Below are 16,964 nucleotides of genomic sequence, written 5' to 3'. Positions count from 1 at the left end.
GACGACCGCGACACGACCACGGGCCGTGCGCGGGTGCGGGGACGGCGACGCCGCAGGGGACCACCCCCGGCCAGGCGCGCCCAGGACGGAGGCAGCGTGAGTCTGAGCTACGAGAACACCGACCTCGACGAGGTGACGACGACCTACTCACTCGGTGACGTCGTCGACGTCATGGGCGAGGTCCGGTCGGCGATCGAGGGCGTGATCGAGGGCAAGCGCGCCTCGGTCGACCTGGCCCTCGTCGTGCTGCTGGCCGAGGGCCACCTCCTCGTCGAGGACGTGCCCGGGGTCGGCAAGACGATGCTGGCCAAGGCTCTCGGGCGCTCGATCGCCTGCTCGGTCCGCCGGGTGCAGTTCACCCCGGACCTGCTGCCCTCCGACATCACCGGCGTCTCGATCTTCAACCAGGAGACCCGCGACTTCGAGTTCAAGCCCGGCGGCATCTTCGCCAACATCGTGGTGGGCGACGAGATCAACCGCGCCTCCCCGAAGACGCAGTCGGCGCTGCTCGAGTCGATGGAGGAGCGCCAGGTCAGCGTCGACGGCACGACCTACCTGCTGGAGGCCCCCTTCATGGTGGTGGCCACCCAGAACCCCATCGAGATGGAGGGCACCTACCCCCTCCCCGAGGCGCAGCGCGACCGCTTCATGGCCCGCATCCAGATGGGCTACCCCACCCCTGCCGCCGAGCTCGACATGCTCGACTCCCACGGGACGTCGGACCCGCTGGCCGCGCTCACCCCCGTCACCGACGCCGCCACCCTGCGCGGGCTGATCGACGCCGTGAAGACGGTCTACGTGAGCCCCGCGGTGAAGCAGTACCTGGTGCAGGTCGTCGGCGCGACCCGGAGCTCGCGCGAGCTGCGGCTCGGCGCCTCGCCGCGCGCCACCCTGCAGCTGCTCCGCGCCAGCCGCGCCCACGCGGCCCTCGCGGGCCGGGACTACGTGAGCCCGGACGACGTGGCGACCCTCGGCGTCGCCGTGCTGGCGCACCGGGTGCTGCCCTCGACCGACGCCCAGCTCGCCCGGCGCACGGTCACCGACATCATCGCCCAGGCGATCAGCTCGGTGCACCTGCCCGATCGGCGCTGAGCGTGACCCGACCCTGGCGGCTGCTGACCACCCGCGGCCGGCTGTTCGTCGTCGTCGGCCTGGTGGGCCTGCTGGTCGCGATGTTCGCCGGCCAGCGCGACGTCATGCGGCTGGCCCTGCTGGTGCTGGCGCTGCCGGTCGTCGCCGCCCTGCTCGTCTCGCGGGCGCGGCTGCGGCTGTCCTGCGAGCGCTCGGTCGAGCCGTCCCGGGTGCCGCTCGGCTCGCCCATGCGCGGCCGGATCACCCTGGGCCAGGACGGCCGGCTGCCGGCGGGCATCCTCCGGCTGGAGGACGAGGTGCCCCCCGAGCTGGGGCCGCGCCCCCGCTTCCTCGTCGACAAGGCGGGGCTGAGCTGGCGCCGCGAGGTCGAGTACCCGCTGCTCGGCCGCGTCCGGGGCCGGTTCCGCACCGGCCCGCTGCTGGTCCGCACCACCGACCCCTTCGGGCTGGTCCAGCTGGACCGCCAGTTCGTCGCCACCAGCGAGGTGATGGTCACCCCGCAGGTGGTCCCGCTGCCCCCGGTCCGCTCGACGGGCGGGGGCGGCAGCACCGGTGAGGCCCGGCCCCACCGGATCGGCGTGGTCGGCCAGGACGACGCCCTGGTGCGGGAGTACCGCCAGGGCGACGAGGTGCGCCGCATCCACTGGCGCTCCACCGCCCACCGCGGCCAGCTGATGGTGCGCCGGGAGGAGCAGGCCTGGGATCCCAGCGCCAGCGTCATCCTCGACTCGCGCTCGGCCGCGCACGCCGGCGCCGGGCTGCAGAGCTCGCTGGAGTGGGCCGTCTCCGCCGCCGCCTCGGTCGCCCTGCACTTCCTCGACGAGGGCTACACCGTCGAGGTGTTCGAGGCCGACGGCCCGCTGCACGTCAGCAGCGTCCTCGGCCAGCACAGCGCGGCGTCGGCCGAGGTCGTCGTCAGCCGGCTCACCGACCTCGTGCCCAAGGTGACGTCGAGCCTGCACTACGCGGTCGAGTCCGCCGCCGCCGACCGGCCCGGCCAGCTGGTGGTCGCGGTCCTCGGCCGACTGGACGCCGAGGACGCGAACGCGCTGCTGCGGCTGCAGCGCAACCGGGCGCAGGGTCTGGCCCTGCTGCTCGACGTCGACACCTTCGCCGACACCCCGGCCAGCCCGCGCCGCCGCGCGGAGCAGGAGCTGGCCACCCGGATCCTCCGCGAGAACCAGTGGCGGGTCGTCGAGGTCCCGCGCGGGATGGGCGTCGCCGACGCCTGGGCCGCGCTCGAGAACGCACCCGTGGGGGTCTGATGCGCGCCACCGACCGGATGACGGCTGCCGTCGTCCTCGCCCTGTTCCTGGCCGGCTTCACCCTGGTGCCGCTGACCTCGGACCTCTCCTACCTCGGGGCGTCCTGGTTCTTCCTCGCCGTCCTCGGGGTGCTCACCGCGCTCCTGCGCCGGGCGCGGCTGGGCGGCGGCCTCGTGCTGGCGGCCCAGCTGCTGACGACCGTGCTGCTCAGCGTCGGCCTCAGCCTCACGATGCCGGGCCTCGGCCTGCCCTGGTACCAGCACTACGCCGGCCTCTGGCAGGGCGGCGTGCTGCACATGCAGTCCCAGGGCACCCCGATGGACCCCGACGACGGCGTGACGCTGATCTTCGCGACGCTGGTCGCGGGCCTGCTGGTCATCACCGACCTGCTCGCCGCCGGCCTGGCCCGGCCGGCCTGGGCCATCGCGCCGACCGCCACCCTCTTCCTCGTGCCCGCGCTCACGCTGGGCACCGACACCGGCGTCACCAGCTTCCTGCTGGTGGCCCTCGGCTACGTCGGGGTCCTCGTCGCGGACGGGCTGAACGGCTCCGACCGCTGGACGCGCGGGCTGTCCCGCGACAGCGCCGAGTCGGTCGGCGCCGCCCCCGTGGTCTGGCGCGCGGCCGCGCTCATCGGCGTCCCCGCCCTGGTGGGCACCCTCGTGCTCGGCGGCCTGCTGCCGACGCTCTCGCTGCCCGGCGTCGGCTTCGGCAACGGCCCGGGCGGCAGCGGACCGCTCCAGCTCACCGACCCCAGCCTCGACCTGCGCCGCAACCTCAACCAGCCGCAGGACCAGGAGGTCATCGACTACCGGACCTCCGAGCCCGGCGGGGTCTACCTCCGGCTGGCCTCCCTGCCGCGGTTCGACGCCGACGGCTGGAGCAACGTCCAGATCCGGCTCAACACCGGCAACCAGCTCCCCGCGGTGCCCGGGCTCACCGACGTCCCGGACGAGCAGCGCACCACCCGGATCACCGTCAAGAACTTCCGCTCGCAGTACCTGCCGCTGCCCTACGCCCCGCGCAGCTTCGAGGCCGCCGGCGACTGGCGCTACGACGCCAACTCCCTCACCGTGGTGAACGGCGAGAACGAGGCGCAGGCCCTCACCGATCTCAGCTACTCGGTGCAGAGCCTCGACCTGGCCCCCGACGCCAGCGACCTCCGCGGCGCCGTCGCGGGCACCCCGCTGGACGACTCGGTCACGGGCGCCATCCCCGAGGACCTGCCCGAGGACCTCGTCCGGCTGGCGCAGGAGGTCACCAAGGACGCCGACGGCTCGGCCGACAAGGCCGCGGCGATCCAGGCCTACCTGCGGGGCAGCCGGTTCACCTACAGCACCGAGCCGCTGCCCGGCAGCGGCTACCGGGCGCTGGAGAACTTCCTGCTCCGCGACCGCCGCGGCTACTGCGAGCAGTTCGCCGGGGCCATGGCGATGATGGCCCGCGTCGTCGGCATCCCCTCGCGGGTCTCGGTCGGCTTCCTGCCGGGCGAGCGCGACGGCGACACCTACCGGGTCTCCATCCGCGACATGCACGCCTGGCCGGAGCTGTACTTCTCCGGCTACGGCTGGGTCCGCTTCGAGCCGACGCCGGGCAGCGTCACCGGCTCGGCCCCGCCCTGGACCCTGCAGGGCGCCGAGGACCCCTCCGACAACGCGAGCGAGGAGCCGACGGCCGCCCCGAGCGCCAGCGCGGACGCCCCCTCGACCGCCCCGGAGGACGTGCCCGCCGACCAGCAGACGGCCGACGGCACGGACGGCGCCTTCCCGTGGGCGCGCACGCTGCTGGGCACGGGGGCGGGCCTGGTGCTGCTCCTGGTGCTGGCCGCGCCGGCGACGCTCCGGATCCGGCGGCGCACCGCCCGGCTGTCCGGCGACCAGCTCGGCGACGAGCAGGTCGAGGCGGCGTGGGCCGAGATCCGCGACACCGTCCTCGACCACGGCGGCCGCTGGCCCGAGGGGTCCCCGCAGGTGATCGGGCGCCAGGTCGGCGACCGCCTCGACGCCGGGGAGTCGGCGGCGATGGGGCAGGTGGCCACCCTGGTGGAGCGCTCGCGCTACGCGCGGAGCCTCGACGCCGACACCGCGGCGCTGCCCGCGCTGACCCAGGAGATCCGACGCGGGATCGTGGCACCCCTGACCCGGCGCCGCCGGCTGCTGGGGCTGCTGGTCCCGCGCTCGCTGTTCCGGCGCGGCGGCGGTGACCCCGGCGTCTAGGCCTCAGCCGGCGCGCAGGGCGTCGAGCGCCTCGACGCAGAGCGCCCAGGCCGGGGTGCCGACGGTGATCGGCGCGAAGTGGTCGCCGTCGAACCGCCGGAGCTCGCTGCGGTCCCCCGCCGCGCGGGACGCGGCCACGAACGCCTCGGACTGGCGGAACGGGACGTTGGTGTCCGCGGCGCCGTGCACGCAGACCGAGGCGACGCCCAGCGGCAGCCGCGCCGTCGGCGAGGCCAGCGCGTAGGCCTCCGGCTGCTCGTCGGGGCCGCCGCCCATCAGGTCGGGCACCGCGTCGCCGCCCACCTGCTCGCGCGCGGCGCTCACCAGGTCGAGGACGCCGGCCTGGGAGACGAACCCGCTCAGCCGGACGGCCGGGCCGGCACCGGGAGCGCCGGCCGGCAGCCCCGGTCGGGCGGCGAGCCAGCCGGCCAGGTGCCCGCCGGCGGAGTGCCCGAGGGCGACGACGTGGTCGAGGTCGAGCCGGCCGCCGGCCAGCTCCTGCCCCGGCCCGGCCAGGCCGTCCACGGCGGCCGCGACGTCGAGCGCGGTCCCCGGCCAGCCGCCCCCGCCGTCGGTGCGGCTGCGGCCGACGCGGCGGTACTCGACGACCAGCGCCGCCCAGCCGCGCGGCACCAGGTCGGCGGCCAGCGGACGGGCGAGGTCGGCGTCGTAGGCGTCCCGCCAGAACCCGCCGTGCACCACGACGACGACGGGCACCGGGCCGGAGCCGGCGGGCAGGCTCAGCTCGGCGTACTGGCTGGGGTGGTCGCCGTAGCGGTAGCGCGGCACGGGGCTCTCCTGCGGGGTCGGGGCGGGACCGGTCCGGCAGCCGGTGAGCAGGCCGAGGCCGAGGGCGCCGAGGGCGGGCGGCGCGAGGGCGAGCAGCCGGCGGCGGGTGGTCAGCGGGCACCCGAGCCGGTGCGCACGGGCCCGGAGACGCCACGACGCACCTGCTCGGTGAGCAGATGCGTCGTGGGGGTGGAGGTGGGAGTCAGAAGCCCGACTCGTCGCGGCGCTTGCGCCAGCGCTCCTCCATCTTGTTCATGAAGCCCTGGTCGCCGCCGCCGCGCGAGCCCTGGGCGCTGGTGGCCCGGTCGGGCGTCTGCGCGGACTCGGCCCCCGGGCCGCCGACGTGCTGCCAGGAGTAGATCGCCACCACCGACGCGGCCACCATCACCACGAAGCCGAGGACGCTCACCACGATGCTGACGACGTCGTTCTTGAGGGAGATGCCGGCCACCAGCAGGGCCAGACCCAGGAAGAACCCGACCCCGGCGACCGCCGCTCGACGCCGGTGGACCCGTCGCACGCCGGTCCCGCGCAAGGCGTTGACCAGCTTCGGGTCCTCAGCCGCCAGAGCGGCCTCCATCTGCGCCAGGAGCCGCTGCTCCTCGTCCGAGAGGGCCACTTGACCCACCTCCCGCCGGTCTCGTCGTTGACTCCCCGCCATCGTACGTCGCTACCGGTCACCGGCCAGGGGGTCCCTGGCCGAGCTCGCGGAGGTCTCGTCCATCCAGCGCCGCCCTGCTGGGCGAGTCGAGTTCAGTTTAGGTGGCATATCGGCTAGAGGAAACGGAATCCACCGATCAGTGTCGACGGGTGAGCGCCAGCCGCTGGACCGCGGCCGGGCCGAACTTGCGCACGGCGGCGTCGACGGCCTGGTCGGCCTCCTGCCAGCCGTGCTCCGGGTCGGTGAGCGAGGGCTGCCGGTAGGCCTGGCGGGCCGGGGTGACGCCCTCCACCCGGACCCCGACGCGGCGGATCCGCGCCCGCTCCAGGCCCAGCTTCTCGTAGAGCGCGACCGCGGCGGCGTAGATCTCCTCGGTGACGTCGGTGGGCGTGGTCAGGGTGGCCGAGCGGGTGACCTCGGTGAAGTCGGAGAAGCGCAGCGCCACCGCCACCGTCCGACCGACCAGTCCCGCGCGGCGCATCCGGCCCGCTGTCCGGTCGGCCATCCGGAGCAGCTCGCGGCGGACGACGTCCGGGTCGTCGGTGTCGCGGCCCAACGTCTCCTGGGAGCCGACGCTGCGCTCGGGCTCGGTGGGCACCACCCGCCGGCGGTCCCGGCCGTGGGCCAGCTCGTGCAGCGCCCGGCCGCTGTGCGGGCCGAAGGTCTGCCGCAGGGTGGCGACCGGGGTGGCGGCGAGGTCGGCGACCGTCTCCAGGCCGAGGCCGTGCAGCCGGCGGGCCGTGGCGGGGCCGACCCCCCACATGGCCTCCACCGGGTGCGGGTGGAGGAAGGCCTCGACCCGGCCCGGCGGGACCTCGACGAGGCCGTCGGGCTTGGCGGCGCGGCTGGCCATCTTGGCGACGAACTTGGTGGGCCCGATGCCCACCGAGCAGGTGATGCCCTGCTCGTCGGCGACGACGGCGCGGACGTGCTCGCCGATCCCGGCCGGCGGGCCGAACATCCGCACCGACCCGGTCAGGTCGAGGAACGCCTCGTCGATCGAGGCCGACTCCACGACGGCGGAGACGGTGCCGAACACGGCGACGATGGCGCGCGACACCTCGGCGTAGGCGTCGAAGTCGGGCGGCACGAACGTGGCCGAGGGCGCCAGCCGGCGGGCCTGGCCCGAGGACATCCCGGACCGGACGCCCAGCGCCCGCGCCTCGTAGGTCGCCGAGAGCACGACACCGCGGTGCTCGCCGCCGACGACGACGGGCGTCCCGTGCAGCTCGGGCCGCTCCCGCAGGGCCACCGAGGCGTAGAAGGCGTCCATGTCGACGTGCATGATGATCGGGCCGGTCGGCCGGTCCCGGCCCGGCGGTCCCCCGCTGCTCACGGCCTGCCCCGGCTCAGTCGACGGCGGCCGGGGTCGTCAGGCCGACCCGGGCGAAGAGGTGCACCTGCGGGGCCAGGGCGCGGAAGGCCGGGTCGGTGCTCACCTCGGCCTCGAGCGCCGTCAGGTCCGCGAGCGCCCCGGGCTCGGCCTCCAGCACCTGCTCCGCGACGTGGTCGGCCAGCGCGCCGATGCCGTGGCTGGCCTGGACGTCGAAGCCGGCGCCGGCGAGCAGGTCGACGAGGCCCTCGTGGTCGAAGCGGCGGGGGTCGGCCCAGGCCCGGCGGGCCAGGCCGAGGTGCCCGGCCAGGGCGTGGCCGAGCACGGCCGCGCGGCGCTGGGAGGCGAGCAGGCTGAGCGCGCCGCCCGGGCGCAGCACCGCCGCGACCGCCGTCAGGGCCTCGGCCGGGGACTCCACGACCTCCAGCACCCGGTGGCAGACGACGACGTCGACGGAGCGCTCGCCCACGACGTCGACGAGGTCGGCCGCGTCGCCCTGCCGGCCGACGATGCGCCCCTCGAGGCCCGCCTCGGCCGTCCGCCGCTCGAGGGAGGCGAGGGCGTCCGGGCTGGGGTCGATGACGGTGACGCGGTGGCCGTGCCCGGCGAGAGCGGTGGCCACGCCACCCGTGCCGCCGCCGAGGTCGACGACGTCGAGCGGTGCGCCCGCGGGGTCGAGCCCGCGCAGCTGGCCGGCCAGCAGGTCCAGCAGGAAGGTCGCCGAGACCGACCGCCGGCGTCGGGCCTCGACCATCGTCTCCTCCTGCGTGCCGGGCGGGCGCGGCCCGGGAGGGCCCGCCGTCGAGCCGCAGCCTAGCCGGGCCGGCGCCGTCGCGGCCCTCACGTGGTCCCCCGCCGTGGCCGGTGGGCGGCCGGGCCCGGCGGCGCCACGGCGTGCTCGACCAGCGCGAGGAACTCCTCGGTGTCGCGGAGCAGGTCGTCGGCCTCCCGGGCGCTGACCAGCCCGGTCGCGCCACCGCGCAGCGCGTCGCGCCGGTGCTCGGTGGCGGCGTAGAAGGCGGCCCACTCCGCCAGCTCGGGGGCGACCTCGGCCAGCAGCCGCCAGGCGTTGCGGGGTCGGGCGCCCGGGGCCGGGCGGGCCCGGACGGCGAGGACGACGGCCGCGACGCGGAGCGCCGCCGCCTGGGTCGCGAGGTAGCGCTCGGCCGCCGTCGTCAGGTCCGCGGCCTCGTCCAGGGCCGCGCGGGCCCGGGCCAGGTCGGCCGCCACCGCGCGGCGGCCGCGCTCCCGCGACGCCTGCCGCTCGGCCAGCCGGACGGGCTCGACCGTGCTCACGCCCACGCCGGCTCCCCGGCGCCGGCGCGGGACGGCTCGGCGAGGGTCCAGCGGCCGTCGGCGAGCGCCAGCTCCAGCGGCACCGGCGCCACCCCGGGGCCCGGAGCGGCGGCGACCCGCCACCGCCGGCCGGGCCCGGCGAGCAGCTCGGCCGCGCGGACCAGCCAGAGCCGGTCGCCGCGCAGCAGCTGGGCCGGCGTCTCGACGCCGTCGACGGTCTCGGTCCGGACGTGGACGGGCTCGACGCCGGCGACCGGACGCTCGGGCGGGTGGGCGGACGACGGACCGAGCGCGCTGGCGCTCCTGCGGACGGGCACGGCACTCCTCAGGGCAGGTGGGACGAGGGCGTGACCGGACGCCGGCGCGCGGCCGGGAGCACGGTCAGGGGTGTCGCGGGAGGACGGGCCACCCCGGCGCGGACGGGGGTCGAGGTCCGTGCGCGCCGGGGCGAGCCAGGAGCGCGTGCCGCGAACACGACGCCGCATCCTGCAGGCGTCCGTCCCCGTTCCCCCGCTGCTTCCCCAAGAGCGGAGGTGGTAATCGAACGCCTGTTCGATCTGCGGACCAATCTACACCGCCCCGCTGACACGTCAAGGCCCGACGGCGGGCCCGAGCTCAGCCGGCGGGCGGGGCGGTCCGGGCCGCCGCGGCCCGGTCGGTGTGCCCGAGGCTGCGGCCGGGGGCGACCCGGTCGCGGACCACGCGCTTGAGGTCGGCGAGCTCGGGGAAGCCGCCGTCGACGGAGCGGTCCCAGACGACGTCCTCGCCGAGCCGGACGCGGAAGACCCCGCCCGTGCCGGGGACCAGGGCCACCTCGGCGAGGTCGGTGCCGAACGTCGTCAGCAGCTCCGAGGCCACCCAGGTCGCCCGGAGCAGCCAGCGGCACTGGGTGCAGTAGGTGATCTCCACCCGCGCGGACGCGGGCGTCGCGGCGGGGGCGGCGGGCGGGGTGGCGGCGTCCATGCCCCCAGCCTGGCAGCCGGCGGCTCGCCTACGCTCGTGACCATGCCCGCCTCCCCCGACCCGGTGGTCGTCGTCGGCGGCGGGGTGGCCGGGATGGCCGCCGCGGCCCGGCTGGCCAAGGCCGGGCACGCCGTCGAGCTGCACGAGCGGGCCGACGTCCTCGGCGGGCGCTGGGCCGCCCGGGAGCTGCCCGGGGTGGGGCTGGTCGACGACGCCCGCGGCGTGCTGCCCTTCCCGGCCCCGTGGCGCGACCTGTTCCGCAAGAGCGGTCGGCCCCTGGAGGCCGAGCTGGCCCGGTCCGGGCACGCCCTGGTGCCCGCGCCGCCGGTCCGTTACCGCTTCGCCGACGGGACGGCGCTGAGCCTGCCCACCGAGCGCGGCGCCCAGCAGGCCGCCCTGCGGCCCGTCGTCGGGGCCGCGGCGGCGGCCCGCTGGCAGCACCTGCTCGACGAGCTGGACGAGGTCTGGCTGGCCCTGCGGCCTCTGGGCCTGGAGTACCCGCTGCTGGGCCGCCGGCAGCTCACCCGTCCGGTGCTGGCCCGGCTGCACGCCCGCCGCAGCCTCGCCTGGCTGGCCGCCCGCCTCGACGAGCCGCGGCTGGAGGCCCTGGTCCGCAGCCTGGCCCACCGGCACGGCTCGCACCCGGAGCGGACGCCCGCCTTCGTCGCCGTCGACCTCAGCGTCAGCCGCCGGTTCGGCCACTGGCACCTGGCCGCGGCCGACCCGGCCGCCCGTCCCGCCGACACCGGGCGCTCGTCGGTGCTGGCCGAGGCGCTGGCCGGCCGGCTGGCCACCCGCCGGGTCGCGGTCCACCTCGGCTCGGCCGTCACCGGCCTCGAGGTCGTCGACGGCCGGGTGGTCGGCGTCGTGACGGCGGACGGCCCCCGCCGGGCGGCGGCCGTCGTCGTCACCACCGACCCGTGGCAGCTGGTCGACGCGCTGCTCCCCCGCGACGCGGACCCGGCCCTGCGCCGCCGCACCCACCGGCTCCGGCCCGCGGCGGCGCCCGCCGTCGAGCACACCGCCCTGGACCGGCCCGCCCTCGCCGTCACCGAGACCGTCGAGCTCGCGGCCGACGGCACGCCGGTGGTCAGCTGGGCGCGCCCCGTCGGCGAGCGGACGGTGGTGAGCCGGCACGACCACGGCCGGAGCCGGCCCGACCCGGGGGCGGGAGCGGCCTGGCGCGGCTGGCGCAGCTGGCTGCTGCGCCCGCCGGTGACGCCGGGACCGGCCGGGCTCCACCTGGCCAGCGCCGCGTCCGCCGGCGGGGACGGGCCCTCCCAGGTCGTGCTCTCCGGCGCCCTCGCCTCCTACGCCTGCCACGACGCGCTCGACCGGGCGCCCGACGCCTCCCGCGGAGACGCCTCCGGGGCCGCCCCGGCCCCCGTATAGTGAGTCGTTCGCTTTCTGACCGAGGGACGAGACTCTTTGACTTCCGCGCACCGGGTGACCGCTCCCGACGAGCCCGACGACGACGGCACGCCCGCCGACCAGCCGGGCGGCCCCGCCACCCCGGACCTCGTCGAGCGTGAGATCGCCGTCGAGCAGGCCCACGTCGACCTCGTCTACGGGCGGCTGGCCGAGGCCACCCGCACCGCGCAGGAGGTCGCGACGGCCGGCCGCTCGCTCTTCCAGTCCGACCGCGGCTCCTACGTCCGCGAGGAGGACGGCACCGGGCTCTACGAGCGCGACGTCTTCGCCTTCCAGGCCGCGAAGCGGCTGGCCGTGCTGGACGCCGAGCACGAGGGCCTGGTCTTCGGCCGGCTGGACCGCACCGACGGCGAGGTCCGCTACGTCGGCCGGATCGGCGTCCGCGACGCCGACTACGAGCCGCTGGTGATCGACTGGCGCGCCCGGGCGGCCGAGCCCTTCTACCGGGCCACCCCGCACGACCCCATGCAGGTGGTCCGCCGCCGGGTGCTGCGCTGCCAGGGCCAGCAGGTGATCGGCATCGAGGACGACCTGCTGGACGGCGAGCACGCGCGCGACGACCTGGCCGTCGTCGGCGAGGGCGCGCTGATGGCCGCGCTCACCCGGGCCCGCGGGCACACGATGCGCGACATCGTCGCCACCATCCAGGGCGAGCAGGACGAGGCGATCCGCGCGCCGTACCAGGGCTTCACCCTGATCTCCGGCGGGCCGGGCACCGGCAAGACCGTCGTCGCCCTGCACCGCGCGGCCTACCTGCTCTACTCCAACCGGCGGCGCTTCACCTCCGGCGGCGTCCTCGTCGTCGGCCCCAGCCGGGTGTTCATGAACTACATCGAGCGGGTGCTGCCCTCCCTCGGCGAGGAGTCGGTGACGCTGCGGCCCGTCGGCACGGTCGCCGGCGACGTCGTCCGGCTGGCCGGCGAGCGGGTGGACGACGCCCCGACCGCGGCCGTCAAGGGCAGCCTGCGGATGGTGCGCGTGCTGCGCCGGCTGGTCCAGGAGCCGCCGCAGGCGGTGCCGCTGGAGCTCCGGCTCACCCTGCGCGGCCACGTGCTGGTGCTGCGGGTCGAGGCCCTGGAGCGGATCCGCGCCGAGGTGCTGGCCCACCACAAGCTCAACGCCGGCCGCGAGGCCGCCGAGAAGGCGCTGCTGCAGGCGCTGTGGCGCGGCCGCCCGGCCGCCGAGCTGGACATGGAGCGCGACGAGTTCGACGACGCCGTCACCGACACCGCCGCCTTCACGATGTTCCTGCTGGCCTGGTGGCCCGGCGTCAGCGCCCCGACGGCGCTGGCCCGGCTCGGGGACCGCGGGCTGCTGGCCCGGCTCGCCGGGTCGACGCTGAGCAGCGCCGAGCAGGACCTGCTGGCCGCCTCCTACCCCCGGACCGCCGACCTGCCGCGGACCGCCGACTGGACCGTCGCCGACGGCGCCCTGCTGGACGAGCTGGTCAGCCTGCTGGGACCGGTGCCCGAGAGCGAGGAGCGCGACGAGCCGCTGTTCCTGCCCGACGACGCCGAGTACGCCGAGGTGGTGACCACGGCCGACCGGCTGACCCCCACCCGTGAGGTCGACCCCTTCGCCGAGCCGCACCAGACCTACAGCCACGTGCTGGTCGACGAGGCGCAGGACATCACCCCGATGCAGTGGCGGATGCTCCGCCGGCGCGGCGCGGGGGCGTCCTGGACGATCGTCGGCGACCCGGCGCAGAGCTCCTGGCCCGACGCCGCCGAGACCGACCGCGCGCTCAAGGAGCTCGTCGGCACCGCGCCCGTGCGGCGGTTCCGGATGAGCACCAACTACCGCAGCCCGGCCGAGGTGTTCGACCTGGCCGCCTCCGTCGTCGTCCGGGCCTACCCCGAGGCCGACCTGCCCCGCGCCGTCCGCTCGACCGGCGTCGAGCCGCTGCTGCTCGTCGCCGACGAGCGCGGCGTCGCGGCCGGGGCCGTGGACGCGGTCGTCGACCTGCTGGGCGAGGTCGAGGGCACCGTCGGCGTCATCTGCGCCCCGACCGGCCGGGACGAGGTGCGCGCCGCCCTCGACGCGGCCGCGCTGCCCGGCGCCGAGCGGCTGGCCGTGGTGACCTCGCTGGAGTCCAAGGGCCTGGAGTACGACGGGGTGCTGGTCGTCGACCCCGACCGCATCGTCGCCGAGTCCCCGGGCGGGGTGCGCTCGCTCTACGTGGCGCTGACGCGCCCGACGCAGCGGCTGGTCACCCTCGACGCGGCAGGAGACGGCTCCGCAGGTTGGCGTAGATCTCGCGGGTAGCCCGCGAGCGGTTCTGGGTGTAGAAGTGCAGGCCGGGCGCGCCGCCGTCGAGCAGCGCCTCGGAGAGCTCGGTGCCGATCGCGGTGCCCACCCGGCGGACGGCATCCTCGTCGCCGGCCACCGCCTGCACGCGGTCGACGACGGCGTCGGGCAGGGCGGCGCCGGACAGCTCGGCGAACCGGGTGACCTGGCGGACGTTCGTGATGGGCATGATGCCCGGGATGACCGGGAGGTCGCAGCCCAGCGCGCGGACGCGGGCGACCAGCGCGAAGTAGTCCTCGGGCCGGAAGAACAGCTGGGTGATCGCGTAGCTCGCCCCGGCCCGGGCCTTGGCGACGAGGATGCGCGCGTCGAGGTCGGCGTCGAGGGAGGACGGGTGCGGGTCGGGGAAGGCACCGACGCCGACGCAGAAGTCCCCCAGCTCGCGGACCAGCGCGACCAGCTCGGTGGCGTTGTCGAGGCCGTCCGGGTGGCGGACCCAGGGCTCCCGCGGACCGCCGGGCATGTCGCCGCGGATGGCCAGCACGTGCTTGACGCCGGCGGCCGCGTAGGCGCCGACGACCCGGCGCAGCTGCTCGCGGCTCTGGCTGGCGCAGGTCAGGTGGGCCACGGTGCGCAGCGTGGTGGTGAGGGCGATCTGCTCGGTCGCGCCGATGGTGCGCTCGCGGGTCGAGCCGCTGGCGCCGTAGGTGACCGAGACGAAGTCGGCGCCCAGGGCCTCGAGCTCGCGGACCGTCTGCCACAGCTGCCGCGAGCCCGCCTCGTCGCGCGGGGGGAACAGCTCGAAGGAGAACAGGGGCCGCCCGGCGGTGGCGAGCAGCTCGGGGATGGTGGGGGTCCGCGGACGCGGCGGTGACGCAGTCCGGCCCGGCATGCGAACACTGTATGTGGGGCCCCCGCAGCCCCTCCGTAGGCTCAGCATGTGGTCACCCGTCCCCTGCCCCGGTCCGCCGTCCCCGCGCCCGAGCGATCGGGCCCGGCGCCGGTGCTGGACCCCGACGCCCCGCTCGGCCCCGGCTTCCGGGACGCCGTCGGCGCCACGGTGACCGCGTTCCTCGACTCCCAGCAGCCCGTGCTGGCCGCGCTGGGGCCTGAGCTCGAGCCGCTCAGCGTCCTGGCGGCCGAGCTGCTGGACGGCGGCAAGCGGCTGCGCCCGGCCTTCTGCGTCTGGGGCTACGTGGCCGCCGCCGGGATGCCGGACGCCGCCGCCCTGGCGCCGCTGCTGCGCGCCGCGGCCAGCCTGGACCTGCTGCACGTCTCGGCGCTCGTGCACGACGACGTCATGGACTCCTCCGACCTGCGCCGCGGCCGGCCCGCGGCGCACCGCCAGCTCGAGGCCCAGCACGTCGTCGCCGGCCGGCTGGGCGACGCGGCGGCCTTCGGCCGTGCGGGGGCCATCCTGCTGGGCGACCTGCTGCTCATGTGGTCGGCCGAGCTGCTGCTGCGCTCGGGGATGGAGCCCGCGGCGCTGGCCCGGGCGACGCCGGTGGCCGAGACGATGCGCACCGAGGTCACCGGCGGGCAGTTCCTCGACATCGTGGCCCAGGCCCGGCCGCTGGGCGGCGACGCCGGCGTCGCGCTGGCCGAGGCCGGCCGCGTCGTGGAGTTCAAGAGCGCGCGGTACACGGTCCAGCGGCCCTGCCAGCTGGGGGCGGCCCTCGGCGGCGACGACCCGGACCTGCAGACGGCGCTGGCCGCCTTCGGCTCCCCGGCCGGGCGGGCCTTCCAGTTCCGCGACGACGTCCTCGGCGTGTTCGGCGACAGCGCCGTGACCGGCAAGCCGGCCGGGGACGACCTCCGCGAGGGCAAGCGGACGGTGCTGGTGGCCCACGCGCACGCGGGGACCGACGACGCGGGCCGGGCGCTGCTGGAGGCCCGGCTGGGCGACCCCGACCTGGACGCCGACGGCGTGGCGGCCCTGCAGGACGTCATCGTCAGCTCGGGCGCGGTCGACGCCGTCGAGGCGATGATCGCGGAGGGGCACGCGCAGGCGCTCGCCGCGCTGGACGCCGCGCCGGTCACCGACGAGGGCCGGCGCGGGCTCACCGCGCTGGCCGAGGCCGCCGTCCGCCGGCAGTTCTGAGCCCGCCCGCGCGGTCCTCCCGCAGGTCAGCCGCGGACGAGGACGGCGACGAGGGGCGGGTCCTCGCGGGCCCGCTCGGCGAGCAGGTCCGCGACCCGGCGCGCGTCGACGGGCTCGGCCCGGGCGAAGGCGTCCCAGCCCGCCAGCACCAGCGCCGTCGGCGCCCGGAGCTCGGCGAGGCAGTCCCAGAGGGCGTCGAGGTTGGCGCCGAACCAGTCCGGCAGGTCCAGCGCGGCGGCGAGCGCGGCGTAGAGGTCCGGCGTCGAGCGGGCCGGGGCGACCACCCGCGCGTCCCAGCCGGACCCGCGCAGGGCGGCCGCCGTCGGGCCGGCGCCGCCGGCGCGGTAGACGCCCGGGGTGAGCGGCGGGCGGCCCGCGCTCACCGCTGGACCCGGGCGAACGAGGCGTAGTGGTCGTCGGTCCAGAACAGCTCGCGGTCGTCGTCGCCGGTGACGATGCGCCGCGCGCCGCGGTCGTCCTCGCCCGGCGTGCGGACGGTGTACTCGCGGTAGTAGCCGCCGGGCCGGGCGGGCAGCAGCCGCTCGCGGTTGCCGAAGGTGACGCCGTCGCGGTCGTAGGGGAAGGGACCGCCACGCTCGATCAGCCGCACGGTCTGCTGCGCCTCGCGCGGCAGCGAGGCCAGGGCGACCAGCGGCAGCCCCGACTCCGGGTCGGTGCCGCCGTCGGCGGTGGTGCTGCGACCGCCCGCGCCCGCGGGGGCGCTCGTGGACGCCCCGGGGGCCGCGGGCGGCGCGGCGGTGTCGGTGCCCGTCCCGCCCCACAGGGCGAGCAGCCCGAGGACCAGCAGCGCGGCGACCGCCGCGACGGCCTTGAGCCGCGCGCTCACCGGGCCCGGCCGGGGGTGGCCGCGGCGGCGAAGCGGTAGCGCTCGGCGCCGGGGTCGGCGCGCCAGGCGTCGGCCAGGGAGCGGGTGAGCCGGGCGGCCGCGTCCTGCGGGTCGTCGGCGTCGGCCAGCGCGCTGCCGACCAGCACCCGGCGCGCGCCGGCCGCCAGCAGGTCGTCGAGGGTGGCAGCGCCGACCCCGCCGCCGACGAACCAGGGGGTGCTGGCCACGGCGAACACGGGGGCGGTGCGGGCGGCGCGCGCGACCAGGCCCGGGCCGACGGCGACGAAGTCGAGCGCCTCGTCGGCCAGGGCGGCGTCGAGCTGGTCGCCGTCGTGGGCCGAGCGGCCGAGCAGGGCGTCGGGGTGCAGCGCCGCACGGGCCGCGGACGCGTCGTCGCCCGGGCGCAGGTGCAGCAGGTCGGCCCCGACGGCGCCGGCCCAGGCCGGGTCACCCGCGACGCCGACGACGGCCCCGGAGGTCGCGGCGACGGCGCGGACCTCCTCGAGCACCGCGCGTCCGGTGGCGGCGTCGAGGTCGTCCTGGCGCACCTGCACCACGTCGACACCGCCGGCCAGGGCCGCGGTGAGGAAGGCGGCCAGGTCGCCCTGCCGACGGCGGGCGTCGGTGCGCAGGACCAGCCGGGCCAGCCGCAGGCGGGCCGCCAGGCCCATGAGTGCCGTCACGCGCTCACCCTAGCGACCGGTGGGCCGGCGGGCGGCCCGT

General features: G+C 77.1%; 17 protein-coding genes. 6 read left to right on the top strand and 11 right to left on the bottom strand.

Annotation, left to right across the window (positions count from 1 at the left end; translation table 11 throughout):
- Positions 1 to 171: 171 nt before the first annotated feature.
- Genes JOF54_RS16655 through JOF54_RS16645 form a run of 3 tightly spaced genes read left to right on the top strand, consistent with a single transcriptional unit; the run spans position 172 to position 4,573 of the window.
- Positions 172 to 1,092: an AAA family ATPase gene (locus JOF54_RS16655; protein WP_210059650.1), complete on the top strand. Its 921-nt coding sequence runs from the start codon at positions 172 to 174 to the stop codon at positions 1,090 to 1,092.
- A 2-nt stretch (positions 1,093 to 1,094) separates the two neighbouring features.
- Complete coding sequence (locus JOF54_RS22015) at positions 1,095 to 2,357, top strand: DUF58 domain-containing protein (protein WP_210057842.1); 1,263 nt, start codon at positions 1,095 to 1,097, stop codon at positions 2,355 to 2,357.
- Positions 2,357 to 4,573, top strand: a complete 2,217-nt coding sequence (locus tag JOF54_RS16645; protein WP_210057841.1) for a transglutaminase TgpA family protein — start codon at positions 2,357 to 2,359, stop codon at positions 4,571 to 4,573. Before JOF54_RS22015 ends, JOF54_RS16645 begins: the two co-directional genes overlap by 1 nt.
- A 3-nt stretch (positions 4,574 to 4,576) precedes the next feature.
- Here JOF54_RS16645 and JOF54_RS16640 read toward each other — a convergent pair whose 3' ends face one another.
- The 7 genes from JOF54_RS16640 to JOF54_RS16610 form a co-directional block, all read right to left on the bottom strand.
- Complete coding sequence (locus JOF54_RS16640; RefSeq protein ID WP_307804291.1) at positions 4,577 to 5,362, bottom strand: alpha/beta hydrolase family protein; 786 nt, start codon at positions 5,360 to 5,362, stop codon at positions 4,577 to 4,579.
- 202 nt (positions 5,363 to 5,564) lie between these two features.
- The gene (locus JOF54_RS16635) at positions 5,565 to 5,981 is read right to left on the bottom strand and encodes an SCO2097 family morphological protein (protein ID WP_210057839.1); all 417 of its coding nucleotides are present in this window, start codon (positions 5,979 to 5,981) and stop codon (positions 5,565 to 5,567) included.
- Positions 5,982 to 6,159: 178 nt separating this feature from the next.
- Positions 6,160 to 7,359 (bottom strand): DNA polymerase IV, encoded by a 1,200-nt coding sequence (dinB, locus tag JOF54_RS16630; RefSeq protein ID WP_307804290.1) that lies wholly within the window; start codon positions 7,357 to 7,359, stop codon positions 6,160 to 6,162.
- A gap of 13 nt (positions 7,360 to 7,372) precedes the next feature.
- Positions 7,373 to 8,110 carry a methyltransferase domain-containing protein gene (locus JOF54_RS16625; protein ID WP_210057837.1) on the bottom strand — a complete coding sequence of 246 codons (738 nt, stop codon included), beginning with the start codon at positions 8,108 to 8,110 and terminating at the stop codon, positions 7,373 to 7,375.
- Positions 8,111 to 8,196: 86 nt separating this feature from the next.
- The gene (locus JOF54_RS16620) at positions 8,197 to 8,652 is read right to left on the bottom strand and encodes an SAV_6107 family HEPN domain-containing protein (protein WP_307804289.1); all 456 of its coding nucleotides are present in this window, start codon (positions 8,650 to 8,652) and stop codon (positions 8,197 to 8,199) included.
- On the bottom strand, positions 8,649 to 8,969 hold the full coding sequence (locus tag JOF54_RS16615; RefSeq protein ID WP_210057835.1) for a hypothetical protein: 321 nt from the start codon (positions 8,967 to 8,969) through the stop codon (positions 8,649 to 8,651). The genes JOF54_RS16620 and JOF54_RS16615 overlap by 4 nt, the downstream gene beginning before the upstream one ends.
- Positions 8,970 to 9,267: 298 nt before the next feature.
- Positions 9,268 to 9,615, bottom strand: a complete 348-nt coding sequence (locus JOF54_RS16610; RefSeq protein ID WP_210057833.1) for an Rdx family protein — start codon at positions 9,613 to 9,615, stop codon at positions 9,268 to 9,270.
- A gap of 42 nt (positions 9,616 to 9,657) precedes the next feature.
- Here JOF54_RS16610 and JOF54_RS16605 point away from each other — a divergent pair, with 42 nt between their 5' ends.
- Together JOF54_RS16605 and JOF54_RS16600 are read left to right on the top strand one after the other, a co-directional pair.
- Positions 9,658 to 11,007: a phytoene desaturase family protein gene (locus JOF54_RS16605; RefSeq protein WP_210057831.1), complete on the top strand. Its 1,350-nt coding sequence runs from the start codon at positions 9,658 to 9,660 to the stop codon at positions 11,005 to 11,007.
- A gap of 141 nt (positions 11,008 to 11,148) precedes the next feature.
- Positions 11,149 to 13,311, top strand: a complete 2,163-nt coding sequence (locus JOF54_RS16600) for a HelD family protein (RefSeq protein WP_377455632.1) — start codon at positions 11,149 to 11,151, stop codon at positions 13,309 to 13,311.
- On the opposite strand, the gene metF is transcribed toward JOF54_RS16600, so the two are convergent.
- Positions 13,256 to 14,185: a methylenetetrahydrofolate reductase [NAD(P)H] gene (metF, locus tag JOF54_RS16595; RefSeq protein ID WP_210057827.1), complete on the bottom strand. Its 930-nt coding sequence runs from the start codon at positions 14,183 to 14,185 to the stop codon at positions 13,256 to 13,258. The genes JOF54_RS16600 and metF overlap by 56 nt on opposite strands.
- A 111-nt stretch (positions 14,186 to 14,296) precedes the next feature.
- Between metF and JOF54_RS16590 the strand changes: the two genes are divergently transcribed.
- The gene (locus JOF54_RS16590) at positions 14,297 to 15,394 is read left to right on the top strand and encodes a polyprenyl synthetase family protein (protein WP_210059646.1); all 1,098 of its coding nucleotides are present in this window, start codon (positions 14,297 to 14,299) and stop codon (positions 15,392 to 15,394) included.
- A gap of 26 nt (positions 15,395 to 15,420) precedes the next feature.
- Here the strand turns inward: JOF54_RS16590 and JOF54_RS21205 are convergent, their stop codons facing one another.
- From JOF54_RS21205 to JOF54_RS16575, 3 genes are read right to left on the bottom strand one after another with little or no spacing between them, the layout of a single operon-like run.
- Complete coding sequence (locus tag JOF54_RS21205; protein ID WP_210057825.1) at positions 15,421 to 15,777, bottom strand: barstar family protein; 357 nt, start codon at positions 15,775 to 15,777, stop codon at positions 15,421 to 15,423.
- Positions 15,774 to 16,241 (bottom strand): guanyl-specific ribonuclease, encoded by a 468-nt coding sequence (locus JOF54_RS16580; protein ID WP_307804288.1) that lies wholly within the window; start codon positions 16,239 to 16,241, stop codon positions 15,774 to 15,776. The genes JOF54_RS21205 and JOF54_RS16580 overlap by 4 nt, the downstream gene beginning before the upstream one ends.
- Positions 16,238 to 16,924: a thiamine phosphate synthase gene (locus JOF54_RS16575; protein WP_210057823.1), complete on the bottom strand. Its 687-nt coding sequence runs from the start codon at positions 16,922 to 16,924 to the stop codon at positions 16,238 to 16,240. Before JOF54_RS16575 ends, JOF54_RS16580 begins: the two co-directional genes overlap by 4 nt.
- Between the last annotated feature and the right edge of the window lie 40 nt (positions 16,925 to 16,964).

This window comes from Microlunatus capsulatus, assembly GCF_017876495.1.
Classification (GTDB): Bacteria; Actinomycetota; Actinomycetes; order Propionibacteriales; family Propionibacteriaceae; genus Microlunatus; species Microlunatus capsulatus.
The sequence above is the reverse complement of the archived record's forward strand: the minus strand, read 5'-3'. Positions and strand labels throughout refer to the sequence as shown.